This window comes from Desulfofundulus thermocisternus DSM 10259 (genome assembly GCF_000686645.1).
In the GTDB taxonomy this organism is placed as follows: domain Bacteria; phylum Bacillota; class Desulfotomaculia; order Desulfotomaculales; family Desulfovirgulaceae; genus Desulfofundulus; species Desulfofundulus australicus.
The window spans coordinates 117,999-141,007 of sequence record NZ_JMLG01000001.1; the positions used below are offsets into that span (position 1 = coordinate 117,999).

24 protein-coding genes are annotated in these 23,009 nt (G+C 49.1%); 8 read left to right on the top strand and 16 right to left on the bottom strand.

Features of this window, described 5'->3' with window-relative positions; translation table 11 throughout:
* Window positions 1-2: 2 nt before the first annotated feature.
* The 12 genes from rseP to BR83_RS0100680 all read right to left on the bottom strand — a co-directional run bounded on the left by rseP (window position 3) and on the right by BR83_RS0100680 (window position 9,428).
* Entirely contained in the window at window positions 3-1,022 is a 1,020-nt protein-coding gene (gene rseP / locus BR83_RS0100620) for an RIP metalloprotease RseP (protein ID WP_027355456.1), read from the bottom strand.
* Window positions 1,023-1,027: 5 nt separating this feature from the next.
* On the bottom strand, window positions 1,028-2,179 hold the full coding sequence (locus tag BR83_RS0100625; RefSeq protein WP_027355457.1) for a 1-deoxy-D-xylulose-5-phosphate reductoisomerase: 1,152 nt from the start codon (window positions 2,177-2,179) through the stop codon (window positions 1,028-1,030).
* 14 nt (window positions 2,180-2,193) lie between these two features.
* A complete protein-coding gene (ytvI, locus tag BR83_RS0100630) occupies window positions 2,194-3,267 on the bottom strand; it encodes a sporulation integral membrane protein YtvI (protein ID WP_027355458.1) in 1,074 nt (357 codons plus the stop codon).
* Between the two features lie 10 nt (window positions 3,268-3,277).
* Window positions 3,278-4,066 (bottom strand): phosphatidate cytidylyltransferase, encoded by a 789-nt coding sequence (locus BR83_RS0100635; protein ID WP_027355459.1) that lies wholly within the window; start codon window positions 4,064-4,066, stop codon window positions 3,278-3,280.
* Window positions 4,045-4,863, bottom strand: a complete 819-nt coding sequence (locus tag BR83_RS0100640) for an isoprenyl transferase (protein ID WP_027355460.1) — start codon at window positions 4,861-4,863, stop codon at window positions 4,045-4,047. Before BR83_RS0100640 ends, BR83_RS0100635 begins: the two co-directional genes overlap by 22 nt.
* Before the next feature lie 105 nt (window positions 4,864-4,968).
* Window positions 4,969-5,136, bottom strand: a complete 168-nt coding sequence (locus BR83_RS0100645; protein ID WP_027355461.1) for a DUF362 domain-containing protein — start codon at window positions 5,134-5,136, stop codon at window positions 4,969-4,971.
* A gap of 3 nt (window positions 5,137-5,139) precedes the next feature.
* Window positions 5,140-5,355 (bottom strand): hypothetical protein, encoded by a 216-nt coding sequence (locus BR83_RS0100650; protein ID WP_027355462.1) that lies wholly within the window; start codon window positions 5,353-5,355, stop codon window positions 5,140-5,142.
* A 4-nt stretch (window positions 5,356-5,359) separates the two neighbouring features.
* Complete coding sequence (gene frr / locus BR83_RS0100655; protein ID WP_207640161.1) at window positions 5,360-5,920, bottom strand: ribosome recycling factor; 561 nt, start codon at window positions 5,918-5,920, stop codon at window positions 5,360-5,362.
* A complete protein-coding gene (gene pyrH, locus BR83_RS0100660) occupies window positions 5,910-6,641 on the bottom strand; it encodes a UMP kinase (RefSeq protein WP_027355464.1) in 732 nt (243 codons plus the stop codon). The genes frr and pyrH overlap by 11 nt, the downstream gene beginning before the upstream one ends.
* Before the next feature lie 82 nt (window positions 6,642-6,723).
* The gene (gene tsf, locus BR83_RS0100665; RefSeq protein WP_027355465.1) at window positions 6,724-7,377 is read right to left on the bottom strand and encodes a translation elongation factor Ts; all 654 of its coding nucleotides are present in this window, start codon (window positions 7,375-7,377) and stop codon (window positions 6,724-6,726) included.
* 144 nt (window positions 7,378-7,521) lie between these two features.
* Window positions 7,522-8,229: a 30S ribosomal protein S2 gene (gene rpsB, locus BR83_RS0100675; protein ID WP_027355466.1), complete on the bottom strand. Its 708-nt coding sequence runs from the start codon at window positions 8,227-8,229 to the stop codon at window positions 7,522-7,524.
* 167 nt (window positions 8,230-8,396) lie between these two features.
* Window positions 8,397-9,428, bottom strand: coding sequence for a bis-aminopropyl spermidine synthase family protein (locus BR83_RS0100680; protein ID WP_027355467.1), 1,032 nt, complete (start codon window positions 9,426-9,428; stop codon window positions 8,397-8,399).
* Window positions 9,429-9,599: 171 nt separating this feature from the next.
* Between BR83_RS0100680 and BR83_RS14610 the strand changes: the two genes are divergently transcribed.
* Window positions 9,600-11,282, top strand: a complete 1,683-nt coding sequence (locus tag BR83_RS14610) for a PAS domain-containing sensor histidine kinase (protein WP_051617702.1) — start codon at window positions 9,600-9,602, stop codon at window positions 11,280-11,282.
* Here BR83_RS14610 and BR83_RS14615 read toward each other — a convergent pair.
* Window positions 11,239-13,251 (bottom strand): FAD-dependent oxidoreductase, encoded by a 2,013-nt coding sequence (locus BR83_RS14615; RefSeq protein ID WP_051617703.1) that lies wholly within the window; start codon window positions 13,249-13,251, stop codon window positions 11,239-11,241. The two genes, BR83_RS14610 and BR83_RS14615, sit on opposite strands and share 44 nt — an antisense overlap.
* 415 nt (window positions 13,252-13,666) lie before the next feature.
* On the opposite strand from BR83_RS14615, the gene BR83_RS0100695 reads away from it, so the two are divergent.
* Together BR83_RS0100695 and BR83_RS0100700 are read left to right on the top strand one after the other, a co-directional pair.
* Complete coding sequence (locus BR83_RS0100695) at window positions 13,667-14,614, top strand: TSUP family transporter (protein WP_027355468.1); 948 nt, start codon at window positions 13,667-13,669, stop codon at window positions 14,612-14,614.
* A 44-nt stretch (window positions 14,615-14,658) separates the two neighbouring features.
* The gene (locus BR83_RS0100700) at window positions 14,659-14,961 is read left to right on the top strand and encodes a hypothetical protein (protein WP_027355469.1); all 303 of its coding nucleotides are present in this window, start codon (window positions 14,659-14,661) and stop codon (window positions 14,959-14,961) included.
* 108 nt (window positions 14,962-15,069) lie between these two features.
* Here the strand turns inward: BR83_RS0100700 and BR83_RS0100705 are convergent, their stop codons facing one another.
* From BR83_RS0100705 to BR83_RS0100715, 3 genes are all read right to left on the bottom strand, one after another.
* The gene (locus tag BR83_RS0100705; RefSeq protein ID WP_051617704.1) at window positions 15,070-15,552 is read right to left on the bottom strand and encodes a hypothetical protein; all 483 of its coding nucleotides are present in this window, start codon (window positions 15,550-15,552) and stop codon (window positions 15,070-15,072) included.
* A 43-nt stretch (window positions 15,553-15,595) separates the two neighbouring features.
* The gene (locus BR83_RS0100710) at window positions 15,596-16,549 is read right to left on the bottom strand and encodes a sulfite exporter TauE/SafE family protein (protein ID WP_027355471.1); all 954 of its coding nucleotides are present in this window, start codon (window positions 16,547-16,549) and stop codon (window positions 15,596-15,598) included.
* 155 nt (window positions 16,550-16,704) lie between these two features.
* On the bottom strand, window positions 16,705-17,376 hold the full coding sequence (locus BR83_RS0100715) for a hypothetical protein (protein ID WP_027355472.1): 672 nt from the start codon (window positions 17,374-17,376) through the stop codon (window positions 16,705-16,707).
* A gap of 393 nt (window positions 17,377-17,769) precedes the next feature.
* On the opposite strand from BR83_RS0100715, the gene BR83_RS0100725 reads away from it, so the two are divergent.
* From BR83_RS0100725 to BR83_RS0100750, 5 genes are all read left to right on the top strand, one after another.
* Window positions 17,770-19,326, top strand: a complete 1,557-nt coding sequence (locus BR83_RS0100725) for an ATP-binding protein (protein ID WP_027355474.1) — start codon at window positions 17,770-17,772, stop codon at window positions 19,324-19,326.
* Window positions 19,301-20,650, top strand: a complete 1,350-nt coding sequence (locus tag BR83_RS0100730; RefSeq protein ID WP_027355475.1) for a sigma-54-dependent transcriptional regulator — start codon at window positions 19,301-19,303, stop codon at window positions 20,648-20,650. Before BR83_RS0100725 ends, BR83_RS0100730 begins: the two co-directional genes overlap by 26 nt.
* Before the next feature lie 174 nt (window positions 20,651-20,824).
* The gene (locus BR83_RS0100740) at window positions 20,825-21,457 is read left to right on the top strand and encodes a GNAT family N-acetyltransferase (RefSeq protein WP_027355476.1); all 633 of its coding nucleotides are present in this window, start codon (window positions 20,825-20,827) and stop codon (window positions 21,455-21,457) included.
* A 256-nt stretch (window positions 21,458-21,713) separates the two neighbouring features.
* The gene (locus BR83_RS0100745; RefSeq protein ID WP_027355477.1) at window positions 21,714-22,241 is read left to right on the top strand and encodes a gamma carbonic anhydrase family protein; all 528 of its coding nucleotides are present in this window, start codon (window positions 21,714-21,716) and stop codon (window positions 22,239-22,241) included.
* Between the two features lie 226 nt (window positions 22,242-22,467).
* Window positions 22,468-22,968, top strand: a complete 501-nt coding sequence (locus BR83_RS0100750) for a hypothetical protein (protein WP_027355478.1) — start codon at window positions 22,468-22,470, stop codon at window positions 22,966-22,968.
* Window positions 22,969-23,009 lie beyond the last annotated feature (41 nt).

The following is a 23,009-nucleotide window of genomic DNA, read 5'->3' on the forward strand; positions in this document are numbered from 1 at the left end:
CATTAAAGCAATCCCAGGATATCTTTATAGGTGATCACCATAATCAGGAGCAACAACAGGCCAAACCCTACCAGGTGGACAAAATTTTCCTTGGCGGGATCTACAGGTCGCCCTCTCAACCCTTCCAGGGCCAGGAAAATAAGCCTGCTGCCATCCAGGGCAGGGATGGGCAGGAGGTTGAACAGACCCAGGTTAATACTTAAGAATGCTGCCAGCTGCAGGAGATAAAAGAACCCCATCCGGACAGCGGTATGGATTTCCTGAACGATGCGTACCGGTCCACCAATTTCTGCCGGAGCCTGCCCGATTATCATCCTGCCTATAAATTCAAGGATCAACCCGCTGAGGCGCACCGTATACTCCATACCCCGGTACAGGGCTGCAAGGGGCCCCAACTGGCGCATCTCCTGCCGAGGGTAAATACCGATCATTCCCTTTCCTTCGTTATTAACGGCTGTTACCAGTTCAAATCTCTTTTCCTCCCCATTGCGCAACACAATCACGGTAATAGGCTGGCCGGGATGGGCGTTGACCAGGGCAGTAACATCTTCCCAGCGCTCCACCGGTTTATCGTTGATGGCAACGATTTTATCCCCTGGCTTTAAGCCGGCATTATCGGCAGGCTGGCCGGAAACCAGTTTGCCAATGGTGGTAGTGGGCGTAGGGAAGCCTTGAACCATAAAAATTATCATTAGCAAAAGAGCTGCCAGGAGAAAATTCATCAATGGGCCGGCAGCAATCACTGCTGCCCGCTGGCCAACGGTTTTGTTCTGGTAACTTCTTTCTTCTTCCTCCACCTCTTCCGACGGATCCATGCCGGCCATACGGACAAAACCTCCCAGGGGAAACAAACGCAGGTTATAGGCAGTTTCTCCCCTGGGAAAACTTAAAAGTTTGGGGCCGAATCCTACGCTAAACTCGTGTACCTTAATACCCACCCGCTTGGCAGCAATAAAATGGCCCAGTTCGTGAAAAATAATCAGCAACCCGAAGACAAGAATGGACGCCCAAAACGTCTGCACTACCATCACCTTCTTATTTTTTCCCGCGCCACCCGGCGAGCCCACTGATCGGCAGCCAGAATTTCCTCCAGGGTGGGCCTGGAAATAACCGTATGTTCATCCATAACCCCGGCTACAACCCGGTATATACCGGTAAAGGGAATTTCCCCGGATAAAAATGCCTCCACGGCTACTTCATTGGCTGCGTTCAGTACTGCCGGCATGGTTCCACCAGCACGGCCCGCGGAATAAGCCAGGGTTAAGCAGGGAAAACGCCCGGTGTCGGGGGGCTCAAAAGTAAGTTCACCTACAGCAAACCAGTTAACCCGTGGCAATTCACCGGGCCAGCGATCGGGGTAAGAAAGGGCGTATTGAATGGGCAGGCGCATGTCTGGAAGGCCCATCTGGGCGATAACCGAACCATCTACAAATTCTACCATCGAATGAATTATGCTCTGGGGGTGAATCACCACTTCAATCCGATCATAGTCCATATCGAAAAGCCAGTGAGCTTCCATCACTTCCAGGCCTTTGTTCATCAGGGTGGCCGAATCGATGGTTATTTTCTTACCCATCTTCCAGTTGGGGTGCGCCAGTGCCTCGTTTGCCGTAACCCTGGAAAGATCCGGAGGTCCTATGCGAAAGGGGCCCCCTGAAGCCGTAAGAATAATTTTCTCCACTTTTTTTAAAGATTGACCCGCAAGACATTGCCAGATGGCCGAATGTTCACTATCCACCGGCAGGATACGGGCTCCTCTGTTGCGGGCTAGCTTCATAACCAGCTCACCCGCAACCACCAGCGTTTCCTTGTTGGCCAGAGCTACGTCCAGGCCCTTTTCGAGAGCCGCCATGGTGGGTCTCAATCCCGCAGTACCCGTCAGGGCATTTAAAACCATCCCATCATCTATAGAATTTACCAGAGCCAGCAAACCCCCGGAACCACAAAAAATTTCAGGCCGCTCCCCTGGAGGAAGATGCCTGGCCAGTTCCCGGGCAGCTTCTTCCCGGGCCAGGGCAACCACCCGGGGCTTAAATTCTCCGATCTGCTCAACCATGAGAGACCAGTTGGTGCCGGCAGCCAGGCCAATCACACGAATTTTATCCGGGTAACGCCTGGCCACGTCCAGAGCCTGGCGACCAATGGAACCAGTGCTTCCAAGAATAACAATATTTTTCATACGTGAACCGTCTCCTACTTGCGATTTAAAGGCCTGATAGTGCTTACAGCAGCCTGCAAAGCAATAAGGCTCAGAGGGCCCAGTACCAGACCCACCACCCCGATGGTTTTAAGCCCCACGTACATGGCCACCAGAACGGCCAGTGGATGCAGACCCAAACTGGCCGCCACAACACGGGCCTGCAGGACTTCCCTTACCCCCCACACCAGAAGATAAAGCACTACAAGCTTGACCCCAAAAGCAAATTGACCGGTAAGAAAGGACCAGAGAGCCCAGGGTATGTAAATGGTAGCAGGTCCCAGTACGGGGATAATATCAAAAAGTCCAATCAGTAAACCAACAGTCAGAGAATACTTCGCCCCAATTATATAAAGTCCTACAATGCTCTGCACGGTGGTCAGGGTTACCAGAAAAGACTGCGCACGCAAATAACCGAAGGAAGCTCCCACAACCCTCTGGCTTACCTCCACCACCCGCTGGCCCCAGGGTTCAGGGGAAATCTTAAGCCAGAACTGTATGAGCAACCGGTAATCCCGGCTTATAAAGTAAGTAGCTATAAGCGCCACTATTATGGCCACCAGCGCATTGGGCAGGGAAGTGACCAGGTGGAGTAGCGAAGTGGCCAGCAGACCGGCCAAATGAGAAAGCCAGCCCGTAAGGGTACCTATGTTTTCCTGCACGCGCTCGGTAACCAGCGGCGGCAGGTGGAAATAAAATACCCTTCCTTTCTCCACCAGCCGGTCAATTTCCGCCTGCAAAGGCCCCAAATATTGGGGGAGGCGTACCGAAAGCTCGGCTAACTCTGTGGCCAGGCGCAACACCAGCAGGACCAGCAGGGCACCTGCCCCGCCAATAACCATCAACATGGACAGGCCGACAGATAACGAGCGGTTCAGACGACAGGTTTGTTGCAAAAAACGCACCACCGGTTCGATGAGTACAGCTATAACCACCGCCAGAACAAAAGGAATAAAGGCCGTTAACAGGAAATTTAAAATTGCTATTATTTCTGGAACAACGTATTTCCAGGCCAGATAAACAAGTAAAACGGTTGTAATTAAAATGGCTACCCGCAGTGACCTGGGCACCCGTGTCACCTCAGCTTATTATAAACATCCCTACATAGTAGTATACCAGTGGAGCAGTGAAGAGCATACTGTCAAAACGATCGAGGATGCCACCGTGACCGGGAATTATATCCCCCGCGTCCTTAACTCCTGCCTGTCGTTTAAAGGCCGATTCAACCAGATCCCCCAGTATGGCCGCCACCCCCAGCAACAAACCCAGAAGAAGCAAGAGACCACGGGGAAGAAAAGGATAAATGATGATAAAAGCTACTGCTGCCAGGATACTGCCAACAATGCTCCCCAAAGCCCCCTCCACGGTTTTACCAGGGCTCAATGCCGGGGCCAGCTGACGGCGGCCCCAGCTTTTCCCGACAAAATAAGCTACGGTATCGCTGGACCAGGTGCCCACCAGGGTAAAGGTCAACCATACCCAACCGTCAGGCAACAAGCGGAGCAAATAAATATAAACGAATAACCCGGTATAAAGTATTGCCAGCAGGGTAACCGCACCTTCCACCGGGGAGAAAGCGGGATATAAAAACACCATAAAGATAAGGATAATAAATAATACCAGCACCACTGCTCCCGCCAGGCCGGCATCCCTGTAAAGATATGAGCTACCCAGCAGGAACAGGCTTCCCAAAATAGCCAGCCCGTGGGGTGGATACAAATTTATACGTTGAAACAGGGCAACTATTTCCACAGCAGCCAGTACCATTAATAACCCCGTAAAAACGAGGAGAAACAGGTTTCCATACCATACAGCAGCAATAAAGAGGGGAATACCTACCAGCGCACTCAAGATTCTGTGCCCGAGCACTTTTGTTCACCTCTAACCAGGCCGCCGAAACGCCTTTCCCGCCGTTGAAAATCCACCAGGGCCTGTAAAAGGTGGACCCGCCTGAAATCTGGCCACATTACACTGGTCATCCAAAACTCGGTGTAAGAAAGCTGCCAGAGTAAAAAATTACTGATCCTGTAATCACCGGAAGGACGGATTAACAGGTCGGGATCCGGCTGCCCGGCTGTATAGAGGTGACCGGAAATGGTTGATTCGTCAACCTGGTCCGGAGTTATTCTTCCAGCCAGCGCTTCTTTAACAATGGATCGCACGGCATCTACCAGTTCAACCCGTCCACCATAGTTCAAGGCCAGATTGAGGGTCATTCTCCGGTTATTCCTGGTGCGGTGGGTGGCCATTTTTAGAGCTTCCTGCGCACTTAAGGGTAGCTCTACAATACGTCCAATGGGGTGAAGACGAATGTCGTTGGCACAGAGTTCATCTATTTCTTTATGCAGGTATTCGACAAGCAAATCCATTAATACATCCACTTCATCCCTGGGTCGTTTCCAGTTTTCCGTTGAAAAAGCATAAACGGTAAGATAGCCAATGCCCAGTTCGGCACAGGTGCGTACCGTATCCCGCAAAGACTCCACTCCAGCACGGTGCCCGTAAGTTCTGGGCAACCCCCTTCTCTGCGCCCAGCGTCCATTTCCATCCATAATAATAGCCACATGACGGGGCAGGCGACTTAGATCCAGCTGCGCCAGAAGTCTTTCTTCTTCTAGATTTTTATTTCCACTGCGTTGCCAAATACGCACCAGGTTCTTCAGCAGCAAATGGCCCTCCCCCTCTTCAAACAGATAAAGAAAGGCATTACCATAAATTATATGTAATATTCTTATTAAAACAACCCCCTCCGGAAGAGGGGGTTAACTTAATTACTCTTCAATAATGGCTCCGGTAGGACAGGCCTCAATACAGGTACCACAGCTCTCGCATTTGTCGGGGTCGATCCTGTAAATATCACCTTCAATGATGGCTTCGTTCGGGCAGGATTCAAGGCAGGTTCCGCAAGCCTGGCAGTCCTCGGTTATACGATAGGCCAATGATCACACCTCCTTCCCCGTTTTTTCCCGCGCCACAGTCAACACACCTTTACCGGGCGCAGTTACTGTAAAGCGTACAACCCTTTCCGTTCCCCCGGAAATCCCCCGGGGAGGAGCTGTCGTTTGCACCTCAACCTGCCATCCCATCTGGTTACATATGGCTAAAGCTTCTTCCAGTTTAAGAGCCAGCACATCCGGAATTTGCTCTTCCCTGGGCATGACTTTATATCTGCATAATCTCCTGTTCTTTGGAATTCAAAAGCTGATCAATTTCCTTAATGTACTTGTCCGTAAGCTTTTGAATCTCGTCCTGTGCACGGCGCAGTTCATCTTCGGAAATCTCACCGTTTTTTTGCAGCTGCTTTACCTTATCATTAATTTCCCGCCGGATGTTTCGAATGGCAACCCGACCCTCTTCTGCTTTCTTCCTGACTACCTTAACCAGTTCAGCCCTGCGCTCCTGGGTTAGCTGGGGAATAGCCAGGCGTATAACAGTTCCATCGCTGGCAGGTGTAATCCCCAGGTCAGATTTTAAAATAGCCCGTTCAATTTCCGGAAGAACGCTTTTATCCCAGGGCTGAATCACCAGAAGACGTGGTTCGGGCACAGATATAGTGGCCAGCTGGTTGATCGGGGTAGGGGTACCGTAATAAGATACCATAATCTTATCCAGAAGGGCAGGGGTGGCACGACCTGCCCTCAAGGATGCAAATTCCTTTTTTACCAGCTCCACGGTTTTTTTCATATTGCTTTCTGCCTCGGCAATTCTGGCATTAACCACCATATTCACCCCCGACATAGGTACCTACATTTTCACCCAGTACCGCACGTTTAATATTTCCTTCCTGATTAAGGTTAAAAACCACCAGGGGGATCCGGTTATCCATGCACAGGGAAGTAGCTGTAGAATCCATAACGGCCAGCCCTTTATTAAGGAGTTCAATATATGTAAGCCGTTCATAGCGCCGGGCATTGGGGTTCTTAAGCGGGTCAGAGTCGTAAACCCCATTAACCCTTTTGGCCATCAAAATGACATCCGCTTCTATTTCAGCTGCCCGCAAAGCAGCGGTGGTATCGGTGGAAAAGTAAGGATTCCCGGTCCCCGCCGCAAAGATAACCACTCGTCCTTTTTCCAGGTGCCTTATGGCCCGCCGGCGAATGTAAGGTTCGGCTACTTCCCGCATTTCAATGGCCGTTTGCACCCGCGTGTTCACCCCTTGCTTCTCCAGGGCATCCTGCAGGGCCAGGGAATTGATTACTGTGGCCAGCATACCCATATAGTCAGCGGTAGCCCGGTCCATCCCCTTGGCACTGCCGGCCACTCCGCGCCAGATATTCCCTCCGCCAACTACAACCGCCACCTGCACACCCATACGCACAAGCTCGTCTATCTGCCTGGCAATGGACTTGACTACATCGGGGTCTATACCATAACCCTGGCTGCCGGCCAGAGCCTCACCGCTGAGTTTCAAAACTACACGTTTATACCTGGGTACCTGAGTCACCGGCAGAACCTCCAATTTACCCAGTTTTACTTCTACAGCGTCAGGAAAAATCCTTTTGCCAGGACGGGAATTTTATCCTATATCAACTCCTGGCCATAGCCGCAACCTGTTCTGCAAAATCGTCCTGCCGTTTGGCCAGCCCTTCACCCAGCTCATAACGGGTAAAACGGCGAATAACAATATTCTCACCAATTTTAGCAATTTTCTCATTCAACAAATCCTGCACTGTAATATCGGGATTTTTAATAAAAGGCTGTTCCAGCAAGCATACCTCTTTAAAGAATTTTTCCAGCCGTCCCTGTACTATTTTATCGATTATTTTTTCCGGCTTTCCTTCATTGGCCGCCTGGGCCTTTAAGATTTCTTTTTCCCGGGCAATTACGTGTTCAGGTACATCTTCGCGCCTTACATATTCAGGCCGGGCTGCAGCCACCTGCAGGGCAATATCACGTACAAAAAGTCTAAATTCATCAGTCTTGGCCACGAAGTCGGTTTCACAGTTCACTTCAACTAAAACTCCAATACGTCCTCCTCCGTGAATGTAAGCATCCACCACGCCCTCGGCAGCAATACGGCCGGCTTTTTTGGCCGCTGCAGCCAGACCTTTCTCGCGCAACAGGTCTACTGCTTTTTCCAGATCTCCATTGGCTTCCATAAGGGCCTTCTTACAATCCATCATGCCCGCACCTGTGCGCTCTCTTAATTCTTTGACCATGGCCGCTGTGATTTCAGCCATTGATTACCCCCCCTTTAATTATGCCAGGTTTTTCCTTCGTTATTATATCCATTAAAAAAGCAGATCAAACAAAAGGCCTTAGAAAAAAGCAGGGGTTCCCCAAAAGCAGTGATCTCCTGCGGGGGCCCCCACCAAAATCCACCCTTATTGCGCTGCTGCCTCAACCTGTTCCCCCTGCCGCCCCTCCAGGACAGCATCGGCAATTTTACTGGTAAGCAGGCGAACTGCCCTGATGGCATCGTCATTACCCGGGATCACATAATCAATTTCGTCAGGATCACAGTTAGTATCCACAATGGCTACAATGGGTATTTTCAGCTTCCGGGCTTCAGCCACTGCAATGCGCTCTTTACGGGGGTCAATGATAAAAACAGCATCGGGTAATTTGCGCATATTTTTAATGCCGCCGAGAAACTTCTGCAATCTCTCTTTTTCATGCATGAGCTCGGCTACTTCCTTTTTCGGCAGCACGGCCAGCGTCCCGTCAGCTTCCATACGCTCCAGCTCATGCAGGCGCTCGATGCGCCGGCGAATGGTCTGGAAATTGGTCAGCATTCCACCCAACCAGCGCTGGTTAACGTAAAACATGCCACAGCGCTCAGCTTCCTCTTTTACCGATTCCTGCGCCTGCTTTTTGGTGCCTACGAAGAGAATTGTTCCCCCTTCGGCGGCCAGATTACGTACAAAATTGTAGGCCTCTTCTATTTTGCGCACGGTTTTTTGCAAATCAATAATGTAAATCCCGTTCCGGTCCGTAAAAATATACGGAGCCATCTTGGGATTCCACCGACGGGTCTGGTGTCCAAAATGAACTCCCGCCTCCAGAAGCTGCTTCATGGAAATGATAGCCACCCTCACACCTCCTCCCCTGCTGGTTTAATTCCTCCGCCGCCATCATTCTTCTACATAACCCTCCCGGGCACCCCTGTAGAAGTCTGGCGGCGTGTGTAATTCACACCAGGATGTATTCTAACATAAACCGACCGCCCATGCAAGATTGAGTACACAAGTACCGGATACTAAGGAAGGGTGGCGTAAGCTTCGTCATCAAAGTATAATTCACGCCCGGCCGGAACATTTTCCTGTTCGGGTATATCAGGCCTGGCTATTGCTTCCAGGCGGAAAAAGTTAGAAGTATACCAGTTGATGTCCGGTACCGGTAAGGGACCGAAGGATTTTTGAACCAGCGGGTAGTCTTTATTGATAAAGCCTTCCCTTTCCAGTTCGTATTCCTGGAAATCATGGATTATATCGGTAATTACAAAATTCATATTTAATATCAATCTTTGTATGGCATGCCATTTATCTCTGGATGCCTCCAGGTGAGTCAACCCAAAATAACCGGCACTACCCCTGCCGCGCAGGGAGAGAGCACAACGGGAAAGAAACAGCCGGATTCCCGGCAGGGTTTCCACCGGGTCGATTAAAAATGTATCAAACTGACCCTCGAGTTCCCGGGGGAGTGGATCGCGCACATCATACCTGTGAACGGAAAGATTGGTCCAACCTTTTTCTCTGGCCTGTAAAGCTATGAATTCAACCAGTCGTTCATCAATCTCCAGGACAGTGATCCGCCTGGCCATACCGGTAAGCGCAATAGCAATGCTGGTTAAATCATCATCTCCTATAAGCAAAACATCCTGATTTTCCAGATCGCCCCGCTGATACATAACAGCTACCCGGGCTACGGTACTCACGGGATCCACATAGCCCTGGTCAAATTCAGCCCTGGCCGGCGGCCTCTGCCGGACAATCTCCTCAAATTCATTAAGTATACGGGAAAAGCTACCCTGCAGGGTTACGGTTTTTCCGGCACATACAGGGCAGGTCAGCGGTTGCAAAGGCGACAGACCCTGGTTGCGGGCCTCCATTTCTCCTTCCGGGGTGAGATGAATATACCCGTTCTGATAGTGGATCAGGCCCCGGCGAAACATATCTTTGATTTCTTGCGTAAAACTGGCCAGGTGCCCATCCTGTTCCCTGATGAGTCTCCAGTATGAGCTGGGCTTGGCCATTAGAGCTCGGATGATCTGTTTCTGTGTCCTGTTCAACATCCCACCTCCGTTTACTTAATTAAGATGACCATATTCTTTTATACCATAGGACGATAAAAAATAAAATCTCGATTATTATCAGGAAATGTCTGACACCAAAGGCAGGAAAATGTTAATATGCGTTGAAAAATTAGTTCTTTGAAAGGTTGAGCAAAGGGTGAAAACAGGTTGTTTGCTCGCATCTGGTTACCGGTCCTGAAAACAATTCCTTTAATTGGTTTATCTTATCTGGTCTATTCTTTAATCACTTCCTTACCCAAGCGTGATTTACTTGACATTTCCAGAGATTTTATCACTCCCCTGGGTTACACCATATTATACACCATATTAATCCTGGAAACGATATTTCTTATTTTTACCAGATATAAACGCCGCCAATTGCACCGGTTTCAACTACCCGCTATTGCCGGCCGTGCCAGATCCCAAGTACGCCAGAAAATTTATAACGTACTTGATACCACGCCCCTGGCAATAATGATTATAGACGGTAAGTTAAATGTAAGCTACGTCAACGATGCGTGGCAAAATATGACAGGATATACTGCTGAAGAAGTGGTGGGAAAAAAATTAACGGAATTATTTAAAACCCTTTTGAAAGAAAATAATACCGGCCTTCATAACTTAAAAGATAACCTGTCCCTCCCCCTTTACCGGGAAGTTGAAATTATCGGCAAAAACGGTGCCGCAATCCACGCAGTCCTGGAAGCAAAATCCCTCATACCCGGAAACATCAGAGAAGGCATAGTTATTTATCTCCAGGATATTAAGGTCCGGGTTAATTATGAGCAACTAAAACTCATTTTTGATACCATCCTGCACCAAATGGTGGGTGGAGTAATTGTTGTTGACTCCACCGGGAAAATACAAATCGCCAACCAGGAAATAAAACGGCTCACAGGACAGGAACAAGAAGATCTAACGGGTAAATTTATTTGGGATATTTTCCCGGATATGGACAAAAATAAACTGGTAACCATGGTGGCCCTGCAAAAAGGGCAAGCAGTAGGCCCCCTGGAATTATGCTATAAAATTAACAACAAAAACTTCCATCTGCTGATCCGTTCCGATGTCCTCCGGGACAGACATGGTCGGATAAGCGGCGCTGTTACCGTTATCCAGGATGTCACAGAAATTCATCGTCAGCAGGAATTGCAAAACAACCAGGAAAAGCTGGCTGTGGTTGGCCAGATGGCTGCCGGCATGGCCCATGAACTGCGCAACCCACTTACATCCATTAAAGGATTTGCCCAGATTCTCAGTGAACGGGTGAAAGACGCCAAAAACAAAGAGTTCCTGGACGTAATTATCCAGGAAGTGAATCGAACAAACGAAATTATCAGTGATTTTCTGGTACTGGCCCGCCCCCATCCTGCCCGCAGGGAGGAGGAGGTTAACCTGAATTTACTGATCCATGAGCTTTTACCCCTGGTTGAAAGCCAGTGTCTCCTGGCTCAGGTAAAGCTCATCCTGGATCTTGCCCCGGAACTACCATCCATCAAAGCACAACCGGACCAGATTAAACAGGTGCTGCTGAATTTAATCCACAATGCCCTGCAGGCCATGGAGAGGCAACCGGTGAGAAACTTGACCATTATTTCCCGCTGGTCAGCCGGTACCAGTGAAGTGCTGGTGGTTGTTAGGGATACAGGACTGGGCATGTCCGATGAGATTTTATCCCGGCTCAGCACACCATTTTTCACCACCAAGAACGCTGGAACCGGCATGGGATTAACCATCTCCTACCGCATTATAGAAAACCATGGCGGTAGAATTGAGGTTAGCAGCCAGGAGGGGGCAGGCAGTGAATTCAGGATCTACCTGCCCGCACGAGATCCCGGGCAAATTCACTGAGCCAGGCCAGTGGATCCCCGCTGGCACCCAGGCTATGCCATTGTAAACGGGAGGGATCGTACCCTATCTCCTCAAATAACTTCCTGAAACGCTCCAGCTGCTTTTTAACCCGGGCCGCCCCTCCTTTATGACGGCAACTGTCTTCATCACAGGTGATTACAGCCACTCCCCAGGCCCCTGCCTCCAGGGCTTTCAGCAACCACAGGGGGTCAAGAGCACCGGCAGTGGGCAGCGCTACCACGCGGGCCCGGCTCAATCCCGGGGTAGAATAGAGAGCTTCCAAATCCAGCCCCTGAAAATATGCTCGCTGGCAGACAAAAACTGCCAGTGGGGGATCAAGCTCAGGATTTACCTCTTCATTCCAGGACAAAGCCATCTCTTTCTCCGGTAGCCCTTTGATTACAATAGCCCCGGCCGGACAGGCTGCTGCACAGATACCACATCCCTGGCAAGCTTCAACCGGTATACTTGCCCTCCCTTCCACCAGTGGCACCCCGTAGGGGCAAACCCGCTGGCAGGTCAGGCAGGCAGCACAACGTTCTTTAATCACCTCTGCCCCCAAACCACAACGCAGGCAGCGTTCTGCTTCCCGCAGGGCCTGGACCCGGGGAAATTCCAACTCCTGTACTACAAAGGAAGAGCAGCGCTGTTCTGCAGGAAGAACAGGTACTTCTTCCCGCGGGAAAGAAGGCAGGCGGGTGCGAATTCTTGCGGGTAAATCACCAATACTTACCACATTATGGACCGCAGGGGATGTTCCTTCCAGGTAAGCCCGTACGGCAGCTGCGGCACGGTGGCCGCTGGCCACAGCAGCAATAGCCGCACCGGGGCCGCAGGCCAATTCCCCGCAGGCAAATATCCCGGGCACACTGGTTTCCAGGGTATCACGGTTCACCACCAACCGCCCGTTTTCCACTGCCACAGGGCTACCCGCCAGGAACGATAGATCAGCGCACTGGCCGATAGCCTGGATAATCATTTCCCCGGGAATAAATGATGTTTTTCTTTCGTCAAAAGAGGGGTTAAAACATCCGCGTTCGTCAAATACTGACAGAACACCTTTTACCTGGAGTCCCTTAAGCAACCCGTTCTCTACCACCGCCTCCAGGGGCCCCCAACCGGGGTGCAGTTCAATCCCTTCTTCCAGGGCTTCGCGCACTTCCCAGGGATGAGCGGGCATAATATCGCGGGTCTCCAGGCAGACCACCCGTACCTCCCGGGCACCCAAACGCAAAGCAGTACGGGCTACATCCATGGCCACGTCGCCGCCGCCGATGACAATCACCCGTTTTCTAATTTTCACCGGCCGGCCCAGATTAACACCCTGCAGGAAAGGGAGAGCCAGCAGTACATCGGGGTGATCAAATCCCGGCAAATTCAAGCTCCGGCTTTTAGAAAGACCTGCAGCCAGGATTAACGCATTGAATTCCTTGATCAGATCATTTAATGAAACATCTTTCCCGACTTCAACACCCGTCCGAATTTCCACACCGGCAGCAATGATGCGGCCCACATCTTCTCTCACCACCCGGCGGGGCAGACGGTAAGTGGGTAATGAAGTATATAAATGCCCCCCGGCCTCCGGCTGGCGCTCAAAAACCGTCACGGAATACCCGGCCCTGGCCAGATCCCAGGCCGCAGTCAATCCCGCCGGACCAGCCCCTACTATGGCCACCCGGTAAGGGAGGGATTCCAAAACCGGGGCAGGAAGAACCTCCTCTTTCCCGGCCTTTTCCAGGGCAAACTTTTTCAAAGCCCTTATTGAAAGGGGGGCATCCACCTGTCCCCGCCGGCAATGTTCTTCACAAGGATGAGGGCAGACCCAACCGCAAACCGAGGCAAAAACATTGTTGGCCCGGATTAAGCCTGCGGCTTTCTTATAATCTCCTCGAACAATGGCCGCCAGATAACCCGGTACATCAGTATGGACCGGACAGCTGGCACTGCAAGGGGGTAATAATGAATACATGTTTGTAATCCCTCCTTGAAACAAACAAAGCATCCCTACCGGAATATTTAAATAATAAAAGTTCTATACAAGAAGTTTAACTCCTTCATTCCCGGTTCAAAGCAAATTGTAAATTCTTAAATTTTAAAACCACCCGGAAAAGGGATGGGGTGGCAGCTTTTCAGCGCATAGTGCTTTATGTCACATTTAGCCTGCCCGGTTGCCCGGACCCGGCCCGTTCTTGCTCTTGTCACGCTAGTTTTTGCATTAAAACTCCTGCCCAATAAAATTATCGATAAAAAATGGGGCTTTCCACCTGTCCAGCCGTTGCAATAATAATTAACTTATGGTATTATAGCGTAAAAATATGTGCTAGTTATCACATGCACACAACCCGGTGACTTTTCTGCTTCCAGGAAACCGGGGAGGGTTTTCCATGAATCCAGCTCTTTGTTTCCTGACCGGCATTGCCGGAGGATATTTATTGCGCGCCGGCGGACCGGCCTACCGGCTATTAACCGTTCCCCTCTTAATAATAATTGGTTTCCCCTTACCCGCAGCTGTAGCCATCGGTATTCTCCTCAACGCAGCCGGAAAACTCAAGTTAATATACCAGCCCGATATTACCCGCCAGGCCCTTAAGCGAACAGGTATAACCATATCCGCTGTAACCATTCCATTTATATTAACGGGAAAACAGCTTCTTCTCTGGTTGGATACAATGCTTCAGGGTAAAGGGTTTATCCTTTTTATCTACAGTATTATTCTCCTTACCGCTGCACTAATAGCGGGCGGACGTTACTGGTGGTACTACCACCATTCACTTCCCAAGGACGCATCCCAAACCCTCCCGTCAGTCCCATTACTTAAGAAAAATCCCCTTGCAGTACCCGGTTTTGCCTTTCCCAGATATCTTACCATAGGTAGAACGGGACTGGTAAGTGTGCTTCTCGGTCTTGGTACAGGATTGCTTGGTTTAAACACCCGCGCCTTTCTGGAACCACTTTTGATGTACATAACCGGTTTGCCCCGCCGCCGGGCCCACGCCACCGCATCTTTTATCCTGTACTTGACCGGTGCTTTTGCCCTGCTTATTTATCTTCCTGATTTGTTCACCTTTCCAGGGTCAGGAGCTACCATCACCTGTCTTTGCTGCGGTTACCTGGTCGGCTACATCCAATTCCGGCATCACCATTGGAAATTACAGCAAAACCCGGAAAATAATATTACTTTTGCCTGCTGGGGATTTAGTTCCGCCATAATACTGCTGGGCAGCCTGGCATCCGGATTGACACCAGCTTACACCATCATGCTGATGCTGGGACCGGCCCTGGTTACCATGATCAACCTGTTTTTAAACCATACTTTTCAGAAAAATTTTTAATAATGTTAAATAAATTATATCCTGCAAAAAGAGGAGGCGAAGGTATGTCACGGGTCATTTTTAACAGCAGCCAGCAACGGAAAAAACAGCCTGCTTTCCACCAGAGGAAAAATCTCATCTATTTATTTCCATCTTCCAGTTATCCGGTGGTACCCCCGGTATTTTTACCTCCGGGCAACTGGGAAAAAAAACTGAGCCACCCATTTGCGGCAATTGAAGTTTCCCGGGCTTTGCGGGCGGAAAAGGATGTCCGGGTTAATCAATGGCAAATTCTCCTGCCCGTACTCACCCTGAGCATACCCACCGTTCTCTGCATATATGGCTTTGTGAAATATTTCATTCTTTAATCTTGTGATATCAATTACATATCGGCCAGAAGAAAACGACCCTCTTGCCCGGATCTTGGAACACCTGGCACCAGGGCCGCATTCATAAACCTGCTCTCCCGCTCTTTATCAGTGCCCGCCCACTGCAAGAATACCTGAAGCCGCCAGTACCAGCACCACTATCTCGGTGAGAACTATAAAAGTATAGGGCATATCCTTTTTAGATAAGTAGGCCGGCAACAGGATCAAGTACCCGATAATAGTCAGTGCACCCAGAAGCGCCATACCTATAAAATTCAGGAAATCGCTGTAACCGAGCATGCTTATCCAGCCCCATCCGGTGGGTATATGCGCTACCTGGACAAATTCACTGGCCTTCATTCCCCAGTACTGTGGAAGCATTGACGGCTCAATATACGGCCTGACCAGGCCAGTTAGATAAATAACATTGGTCAAGAGCAAAAGAGCAATACCCAACCAGGAGCCATAAAGAAGTACGTTGGCATAAACAAGTTGTTCCGGTGCTACTTCCACCTTGGGCACGGCAGGTGCTTTTACCACTGCTTCTTTCGGAGCGGGACTCTTCAGCATTTCTGCCTGCGGTTTGGCCATTTTTCTCCCTCCTCCTTCAATTTTTAGGTACCGTTTTTTAAGACTAGTTCCAGATTCCCAGGCCCTTAAGTAAAGATCTCAGGCCGGAAGCCAGGAGCAGTATAATTACCAGATATTTCACGGCTTTAGGCTTGGCTTTAGCCAGCAGCCTTACCCCCACAAAGGAACCCAGCATAATACCCACAACAGAGGGTACAGCTATAATGGGTAATACAGCTCCCTGGTTCAAATAAACCCAGGCCGCTGAAGTATCAGTAATGGAAAGGAGAAATTTACTGGTACCTACAGCTACTTTCAGGGGTGCACCCATGAGCAGGTTCAGCACCGGAACATTTGCCCATCCGGCACCAAGACCAAACATACCGGCCATAATACCTATGGCAATAAACAGGAGTAAACCCTGCGGTGTTCGCCATACCGACCAGTTCACCGTTTTTCCGGAAGAGTGCTCGTAATAAGTACCGCCCAGGTTCAAAAACCGGGCCAATCTATCGCTATTCCCCACCTGGGGAAACTCGGTATTTTTCGAAATAACGAATAAAATGGCAATAAGTACAATCGTCAGGCCCAGGGCAGCCTGAACCACGTTATTGGGCAAAGCCAGGCCAATAAAGGCTCCCACCACACTGAAAGTGGAGGCGATCAGGGCCACCGGCAGGGCAAGCCTTAGATTGGCCAGGTTGAGCTTTAACAGCCCCGGTCCCGCCGCCAGGGCTCCGGCAAGAGCTACCAGCAACCCGGCCCCACGCACAAAGTCCAGATTGAAGGGGAAAAAGCTACCTACGATAGGTACAAATAAGACACCGCCGCCCACGCCTCCAAGTACTGCCACAATACCCAGGACAAAAGTAGTAACAAACAGGAGTAACGGCCACACCCACCAGGGTATAGCTGTATTTCCGGCAGCATTGCTTACCGCTACTCCAGTGGTGGTAACTGCTGCAGTTGCCTTAGCCGCCAGGCCTCCACCTGCAATGGCAGCCAACCAGTCAAACATTCCTATCCCTCCAGAATCTTAAAATCTGTGTGGCCTTAAATCTCGTTCATATCCGGGTAGTTTACCAGAACTGCCCGTTCTTATTGATAATATTTGCCAGAGGGTTTCACCCCCTTCTTCTATGCCATCTTCAAGCCCCGGATTATTAATGCTGGTTAGTGTATACCCAAACTGTTAATTAGCGGTTTGGTTACAGCAACGAAATCGGCAAACTTGCGAGCTGCCAGCCAGGTATCTCCTTTGTGGACCACCTCAAATGGCAGGATTACTTTCAGGCGGTATTTACCTGTCGCCTCAACCTTGGGCAGTTCTCTTTCCAGCATAGCCCCTATACGCTTTTCTATTTCCGACTTCAGTTTTAAAAGTGGGAGAAAAACCTGCTTTTTATAGCCATCCATTACCAGATCAATAACCAGCAACTCCTGACCCCGGTATGGTCCCTTACGCGGGCGGGTCCGGCCTATGCGATAGTAAATATTGTTATTACCAAAAACCTTTACACACTTCCACGATTCGCTGATGCCCAGGTTTTGACCGGGTAAAGTATAAGTAACATCGATATTCTGTTCAGCCAGGATCCGCTTGGTTTCGGCCAGCACCTCATCTAAAAATTGATCAAAAGATTTTTCCCCGGGGATGGAAGTATCTTCTTCTATACCTGCACTATCTTCACTTTGAAGCCAGTACTCAAACCGGTCCAAAAACTTCTTAAATTCTTGCAGTACCCTGGTCCTTTCTTCTCCATCTCCCCCGTCCTGCTGGGAAATTTTTTTCAGAAACTCTTCTTTATACCGGTTAAAAAGTTGTACGATATCCCTCTCTGCCATAACCCTTCCTCACCTCACCCGACCAGTACCGCAAAAGTATGTGCTTGTAACCCCATGCACATAGGTGGTTAAAAGTTCTTCAGCAAATGGCCTCCAGCGATGTTCCTTAGATGTTCCTAAAAGGGCCCGTGCATGATATAATACAGACAGGGGTTTGTGAAAAAAGTTATAAATTCATAATGCATTTTACATACCAGCTACAGGCCCCGAAAAATGTGGGAGTTTTGCTTTTCGGCCAGACGGGTATGTTTAAAAACATACAGTCCTTAAAAATAAATAAAACAGTTAAGTAATAAAGAATATGTGAAGGTGATTACAAAAACATAGCTCTGTCTGTTTTCATACAACAGGTGTCTGTTATCCATCACCCTGGCCGGATGAAAGGGGTGGAGTATGTTCAAGGTAAACTGGCGCAGCCTGCGTTTTCAAATCATGGCCATAACTGTGGTACTATTGCTGATTCCAGTTCTATTGCTTCTTTATGACCTTATTTTTGCTACCAGAAGCGAAGAGGCAATGATCAGCTCCCTGGAAGAACGACTGGGTTCTCTATTGCACAAGCAAGTTGTCCCCGGCCTGGAGCAAGCTTTACAAAAAAAGCTGGAGGGTAAAAATTTTCACAACCTGGAACCCGAAATACAGGTCAGATATCTGCATTCCAGCTTCGAAGAAGTTACCAAACCCCTGGTCCCAAACCATCCCGGTGTAAGGTTCGGCCTTTATCTTCCTGAACAAAAGCAGATTTTTGTGCAGGGCTTCCTGCACGAATACCGCCAGCTTTCTCCTCAGGAAAGCCGGGAAAGGGAAAGGCGCATTCTAACTGAGGCTGATTCCGGTTTAATGGCTGTAGTGGCCAGCAAGCGTCCCCTGGCCCGCCTCACCACCAGCTTGAACGATGAAACTTTTGAATACCTGACACCCGTAATCATTGATGGGAAGCTGGCTGCGGTGGCATGGGTTGATGAACGCCTTCATCCCATTTTTGCCCAGAGCCGCTACTTCCGGCTAATTTCCCGCTACGTAACCCTGTTTGTTTTCTTTGCCTGCACCGGCGGAGTTCTCTTCCTGGTTCATAATCTAGTAAAATCTGTTAACCAGATCAAAGAAGGTTTAAGCTACCTGGAAAAAGATTTAAACCACCTGCTTCCGGATTTACCCGGGGAAGCCGGTCAAATTGCCCGGGCCATAAATCGTATGGCCCGCACCATTGCTGAAAAAGAAAAGCTGGAGGAGCAACTGCATAGAAACGAACGCCTGGCCGCCCTTGGCCGCCTGGTAACCGGCATCGCCCATGAACTGCGCAATCCCATCTCTGTGGTAAAAACCATCATCCAGGTAATGGAACAGGAATTTAAAACTATCCCTGATATAAAGCAATATACTTCCATCATTAAAGAACAGGTTGACAAACAGAACAGGATTATTCAGGAATTACTGGATTTTGGCCGGCCAGCCAAAAACTTTGTTCACCCGGTGTCGATAAATTCCCTGCTGGACAAAGTGCTCACTTTTACTACCCCCATGCTGAGACAGCACGGGGTACGGCTCAACGTGGTAAAAGACCCCGATATTCCGCTTATCGAAGTGGACAGTGAACGTATCAAGCAGGTATTCGTCAATTTAATCCTGAATGCCATTCAGGCCATGCCCGGTGGCGGCAGCCTTACCATTAAAACGGGTACCTGCAACAACCGGGTATGGATCCAGTTCACTGATACCGGACCGGGAATCGCCAGCGAGGATATTTCACGGATCTTCGACCCTTTTTACACCACCCGGAAAGATGGAACGGGTCTGGGCCTGTCCATCAGCCACCAGATTATTACCAGCCATGGCGGGACCATTGATGTGACCTCCACGGAAAAGGGAGCCACCTTCACCATATGTTTACCCATTACGGAACTGACGGGAGGGCAAGCCAACCATGGTACCAACAATTCTAATCATTGATGACGAACAGCACCTCTGCTGGGCCCTGGAAAGGGCCATGCAACAGGAGGGATATCATGCCCTATCCACCACTTCCCCCTTAAAAGGGCTGGAACTCATCCGCGAGAAACAACCTTCTCTGGTAATTCTTGACCTGAAAATGCCTGAAATGGATGGTATGGATGTGCTCCGCAAGGCCAGGGAAATACAGCCCAAAATTCCGGTGGTCATCCTCACTGCCCACGGCACCATAGAAACGGCTATAGAAGCTATGAAAATAGGGGCGGCCGATTACCTCACCAAGCCTTTTGATTTGGACGAGTTAAAAATGGTCATCAAACAGAACCTGGTGATTACCCAGCTGACCACGGAAGTTAATTTCCTGCGCTCCGAATTGACCAAAAAATATGGCAAGCTGGTGGGAAACAGCCCGGCCATTCAAGAAGTCAAAAAATTAATTGAGCGGGTGGCCATAAGCGATGCCACTGTATTGATCACCGGAGAAAGCGGTACCGGTAAAGAAGTGGCCGCAGTAGCCATTCACCAGAATAGCCCCCGCCGGGATGGACCCTTTATTGCCGTTAACTGCGCAGCCCTGCCCGAAAACCTGCTGGAAAGTGAACTTTTTGGCCATGAAAAGGGGGCATTCACCGGAGCCACTGCCCGCAAGCTGGGCCGATTTGAACTGGCTGATCGGGGCACCATTTTCCTGGACGAAATTACCGAAATGCCCCTCTCCATGCAGGCCAAGCTATTGAGGGTACTTCAGGAAATGTCCTTCGAGCGGGTGGGGGGTACGGAAACAATTCATGTGGATGTCCGGGTAATTGCTGCGACTAACAGAAACTTGACCGAAGCTATAGAAAAGGGCATTTTCCGGGAAGATTTATATTATCGCCTCAATGTTTTCCAGATCCACCTGCCACCCTTAAGAGAGAGAAAGGAAGATATCCCTCTTCTGGCCAACCATTTTCTTGAAAAATTACGACCCAAATACCTGGTTAATAAAATCTCCCCGGCAGCAATGAAACTTTTATGTAGCTACCACTGGCCGGGGAATATTCGAGAACTGCAGAACGTTATTGAGCGGGCGGCTATTATTTGCCAGGGCAATGAAATATTACCCGAACACCTGCCCAAGGAACTGCTCCATACCTCCCCGGCTGAAAAGGAACTGGTAATCAACTTCCCCGATGAGGGCATATCTTTGGAACAGGTGGAAAAAGAACTGATCATTAAAGCACTTCAGAAAAGCGGGGGTAATCAAACCCGTGCCGCCCAGTTGCTGGGCATTACCCGCTCGGCCCTCTTATACCGGGCGCAGAAATATGGTATTATCAATTAACAGGATTCAATTTACAGGAAGCCTGTCACCTTAAAAAAGCCGGAAAAACTTTTTCCGGCAGCAGGATTTTGGGTGATTTTATCAGAATATTTTTATAACCGGAGGAACCTCGCCTGGCCGGTAAAGGTTGAGGCAAATTAAAGAGAATTTTAAATGAAAGATCGGTGGGTAACCATGTTAACAGCCAGTGACAAAATAACCGAAACAAAACAATTAATCACACCACGGGGCATGGTTTTTATTGAAGGACCGGTCAGCAAAGAATACCTGGCCACCCTTAACATGAATGACCGGCTGCGTAATTTCCGCAACCCCGCACGGCAAAAAGAGGCTCTAATGATTGCTGCCAGCTCCCCGGAAGGTCTGGTATACATTGCCCGGCATGCCCAGGAAATTATTGGGTATGTGCTCTTTCACAAACCCAGCGAATATACCCGCTGGAGCAGGCATCCCCGCCTGCTGGAGCTGGGAGCCATAGAAGTCAGCCGGAGCTGGCAGAGAATGGGGATAGCAAAAGAATTGCTGCAGCAGGCTTTCAAAAATGAAATGCTGGAGGATTATGTGGTTATAACCACTGAATTTTTCTGGCACTGGGATCTGGAGGGAAGTGGCCTTGACACCTTTGGCTACCAGCGCATGCTGACCCGGCTCTTTGGAAGTGCAGGTTTTAAAAGACGGGGAACCGATGATCCGGAAATTCTGGAACATCCCGCAAACATGTTAATGGTACGGTTTGGTAAGAGGGTAAGCAAGGTTCATGTTAAAGCTTTTGAGGATCTTACCTACCAGAATTCCCTGGTGGATTAAAAATTTTTTATTGACGGAGGTGGAAGTTTTTTGTATACTGTTATGTGAAAGTATTCACAAAACCGCCTCTCCTTTCCCCAGCAAAGCCCCCGGAAATGGGGGCAATTTTTTCTTATATACTGTATGCACCTTCATAACATAACCATAATTGGTACTTGTGAGGTATAATTATATTGCCTGCTTTTTGAATACAGGTTAGCGGTAATTCTTTTACCAACGGGATAATTTCTACGGTCAATTTAAGGAGGGACGAATCATGGGCATTTACGAATTCAAGGGCTTTAAACCTCAGCTGGCGGAAGATGTATTTATCGCTCCGGGAGCCAGAATTATTGGCCGCGTGGAAATAGGCCGCAACAGCAGCGTATGGTTTAATACGGTAATCCGGGGAGATGCGGACAGGGTAACAATTGGCGAAGAGACAAACATTCAGGATGGATGCCAGTTGCATGAGGATCCGGGCTATCCTTTGAAAATTGGAAACCGGGTTACGGTTGGCCACGGGGCCATTCTCCACGGATGTACCATTGAAGATGGTTCACTCATTGGTATGGGAGCTATTATTCTCAACGGAGCCCGGATTGGCAAAGGATCAGTGGTAGGCGCAGGCGCACTGGTGGTAGAAGGCCAGGAAATACCCCCCGGATGCCTGGCTCTGGGTTCACCAGCCCGGGTGATACGGCAGATCTCGGCACAGGAAATGGAAAAGCTCGAAAAACTGGCCCTTATTTACAGGCAACGGGCCGGGGATTACCGGCTCAACCTGTCTTCTTCCTCCCCTTAATAAAAACCGGCAGGTCTTCCCTTAAATAAGACTTTCAAGGGAAATTATTTTGTGTAGAAAATTAAAAAATTTTTGTGGAAATGAAGGAGATTTTTAGATTCTACAGAAATATATGCCAAAGAATAACTTTAAATGGCACTATATGGGGAAGACTGTGCCGGGGCGTGAAGCATGATGGGTGGTGTAGTTCTTGATTGCACACTTATACTTAAGTGGAGAGACAACCATGGACAAAATGCCTTTAATAGCCCTAATTTTTCAGTCTATCCCCGAAAGCATCCTCATCCTGGCCCTGGGGTTAACCCTCATGGGCGTTGAAATTAAATGGCAGCGGATTATTCCGGCAGCGGTAATTTCTTCATTATGTTCATATTTTGTACGTGAACTACCCATACCCTATGGGGTACATACTTTAATCGGGATAATTGCAATTGCTGTTCTTGTGCATATCTTTTTTAAAACCTCTATTCCTATTGCCATCTGTGTGGCAATGATAGGGATTGTTATCCTGGCAACAGTGGAAATGCTTCTATGTCCTTTATTGTTGTTTCTTATGGGCAAAACAATCACTGAAATTTGGGAATCTAAAACCCTTCGAATTTTATTAGCCATCCCGGAACTAATTGTGCTGGCTCTAATAACGTTTTGGTGTATAAGAAAAAAGTTTACATTAAGGTCACCAAGATTTTACTTTTCTAACCGAACAAGAGACCGGGAGTCTGATTAAGCGATGAGTACACTATCATTTCCAAACTATTTAATGGCAGT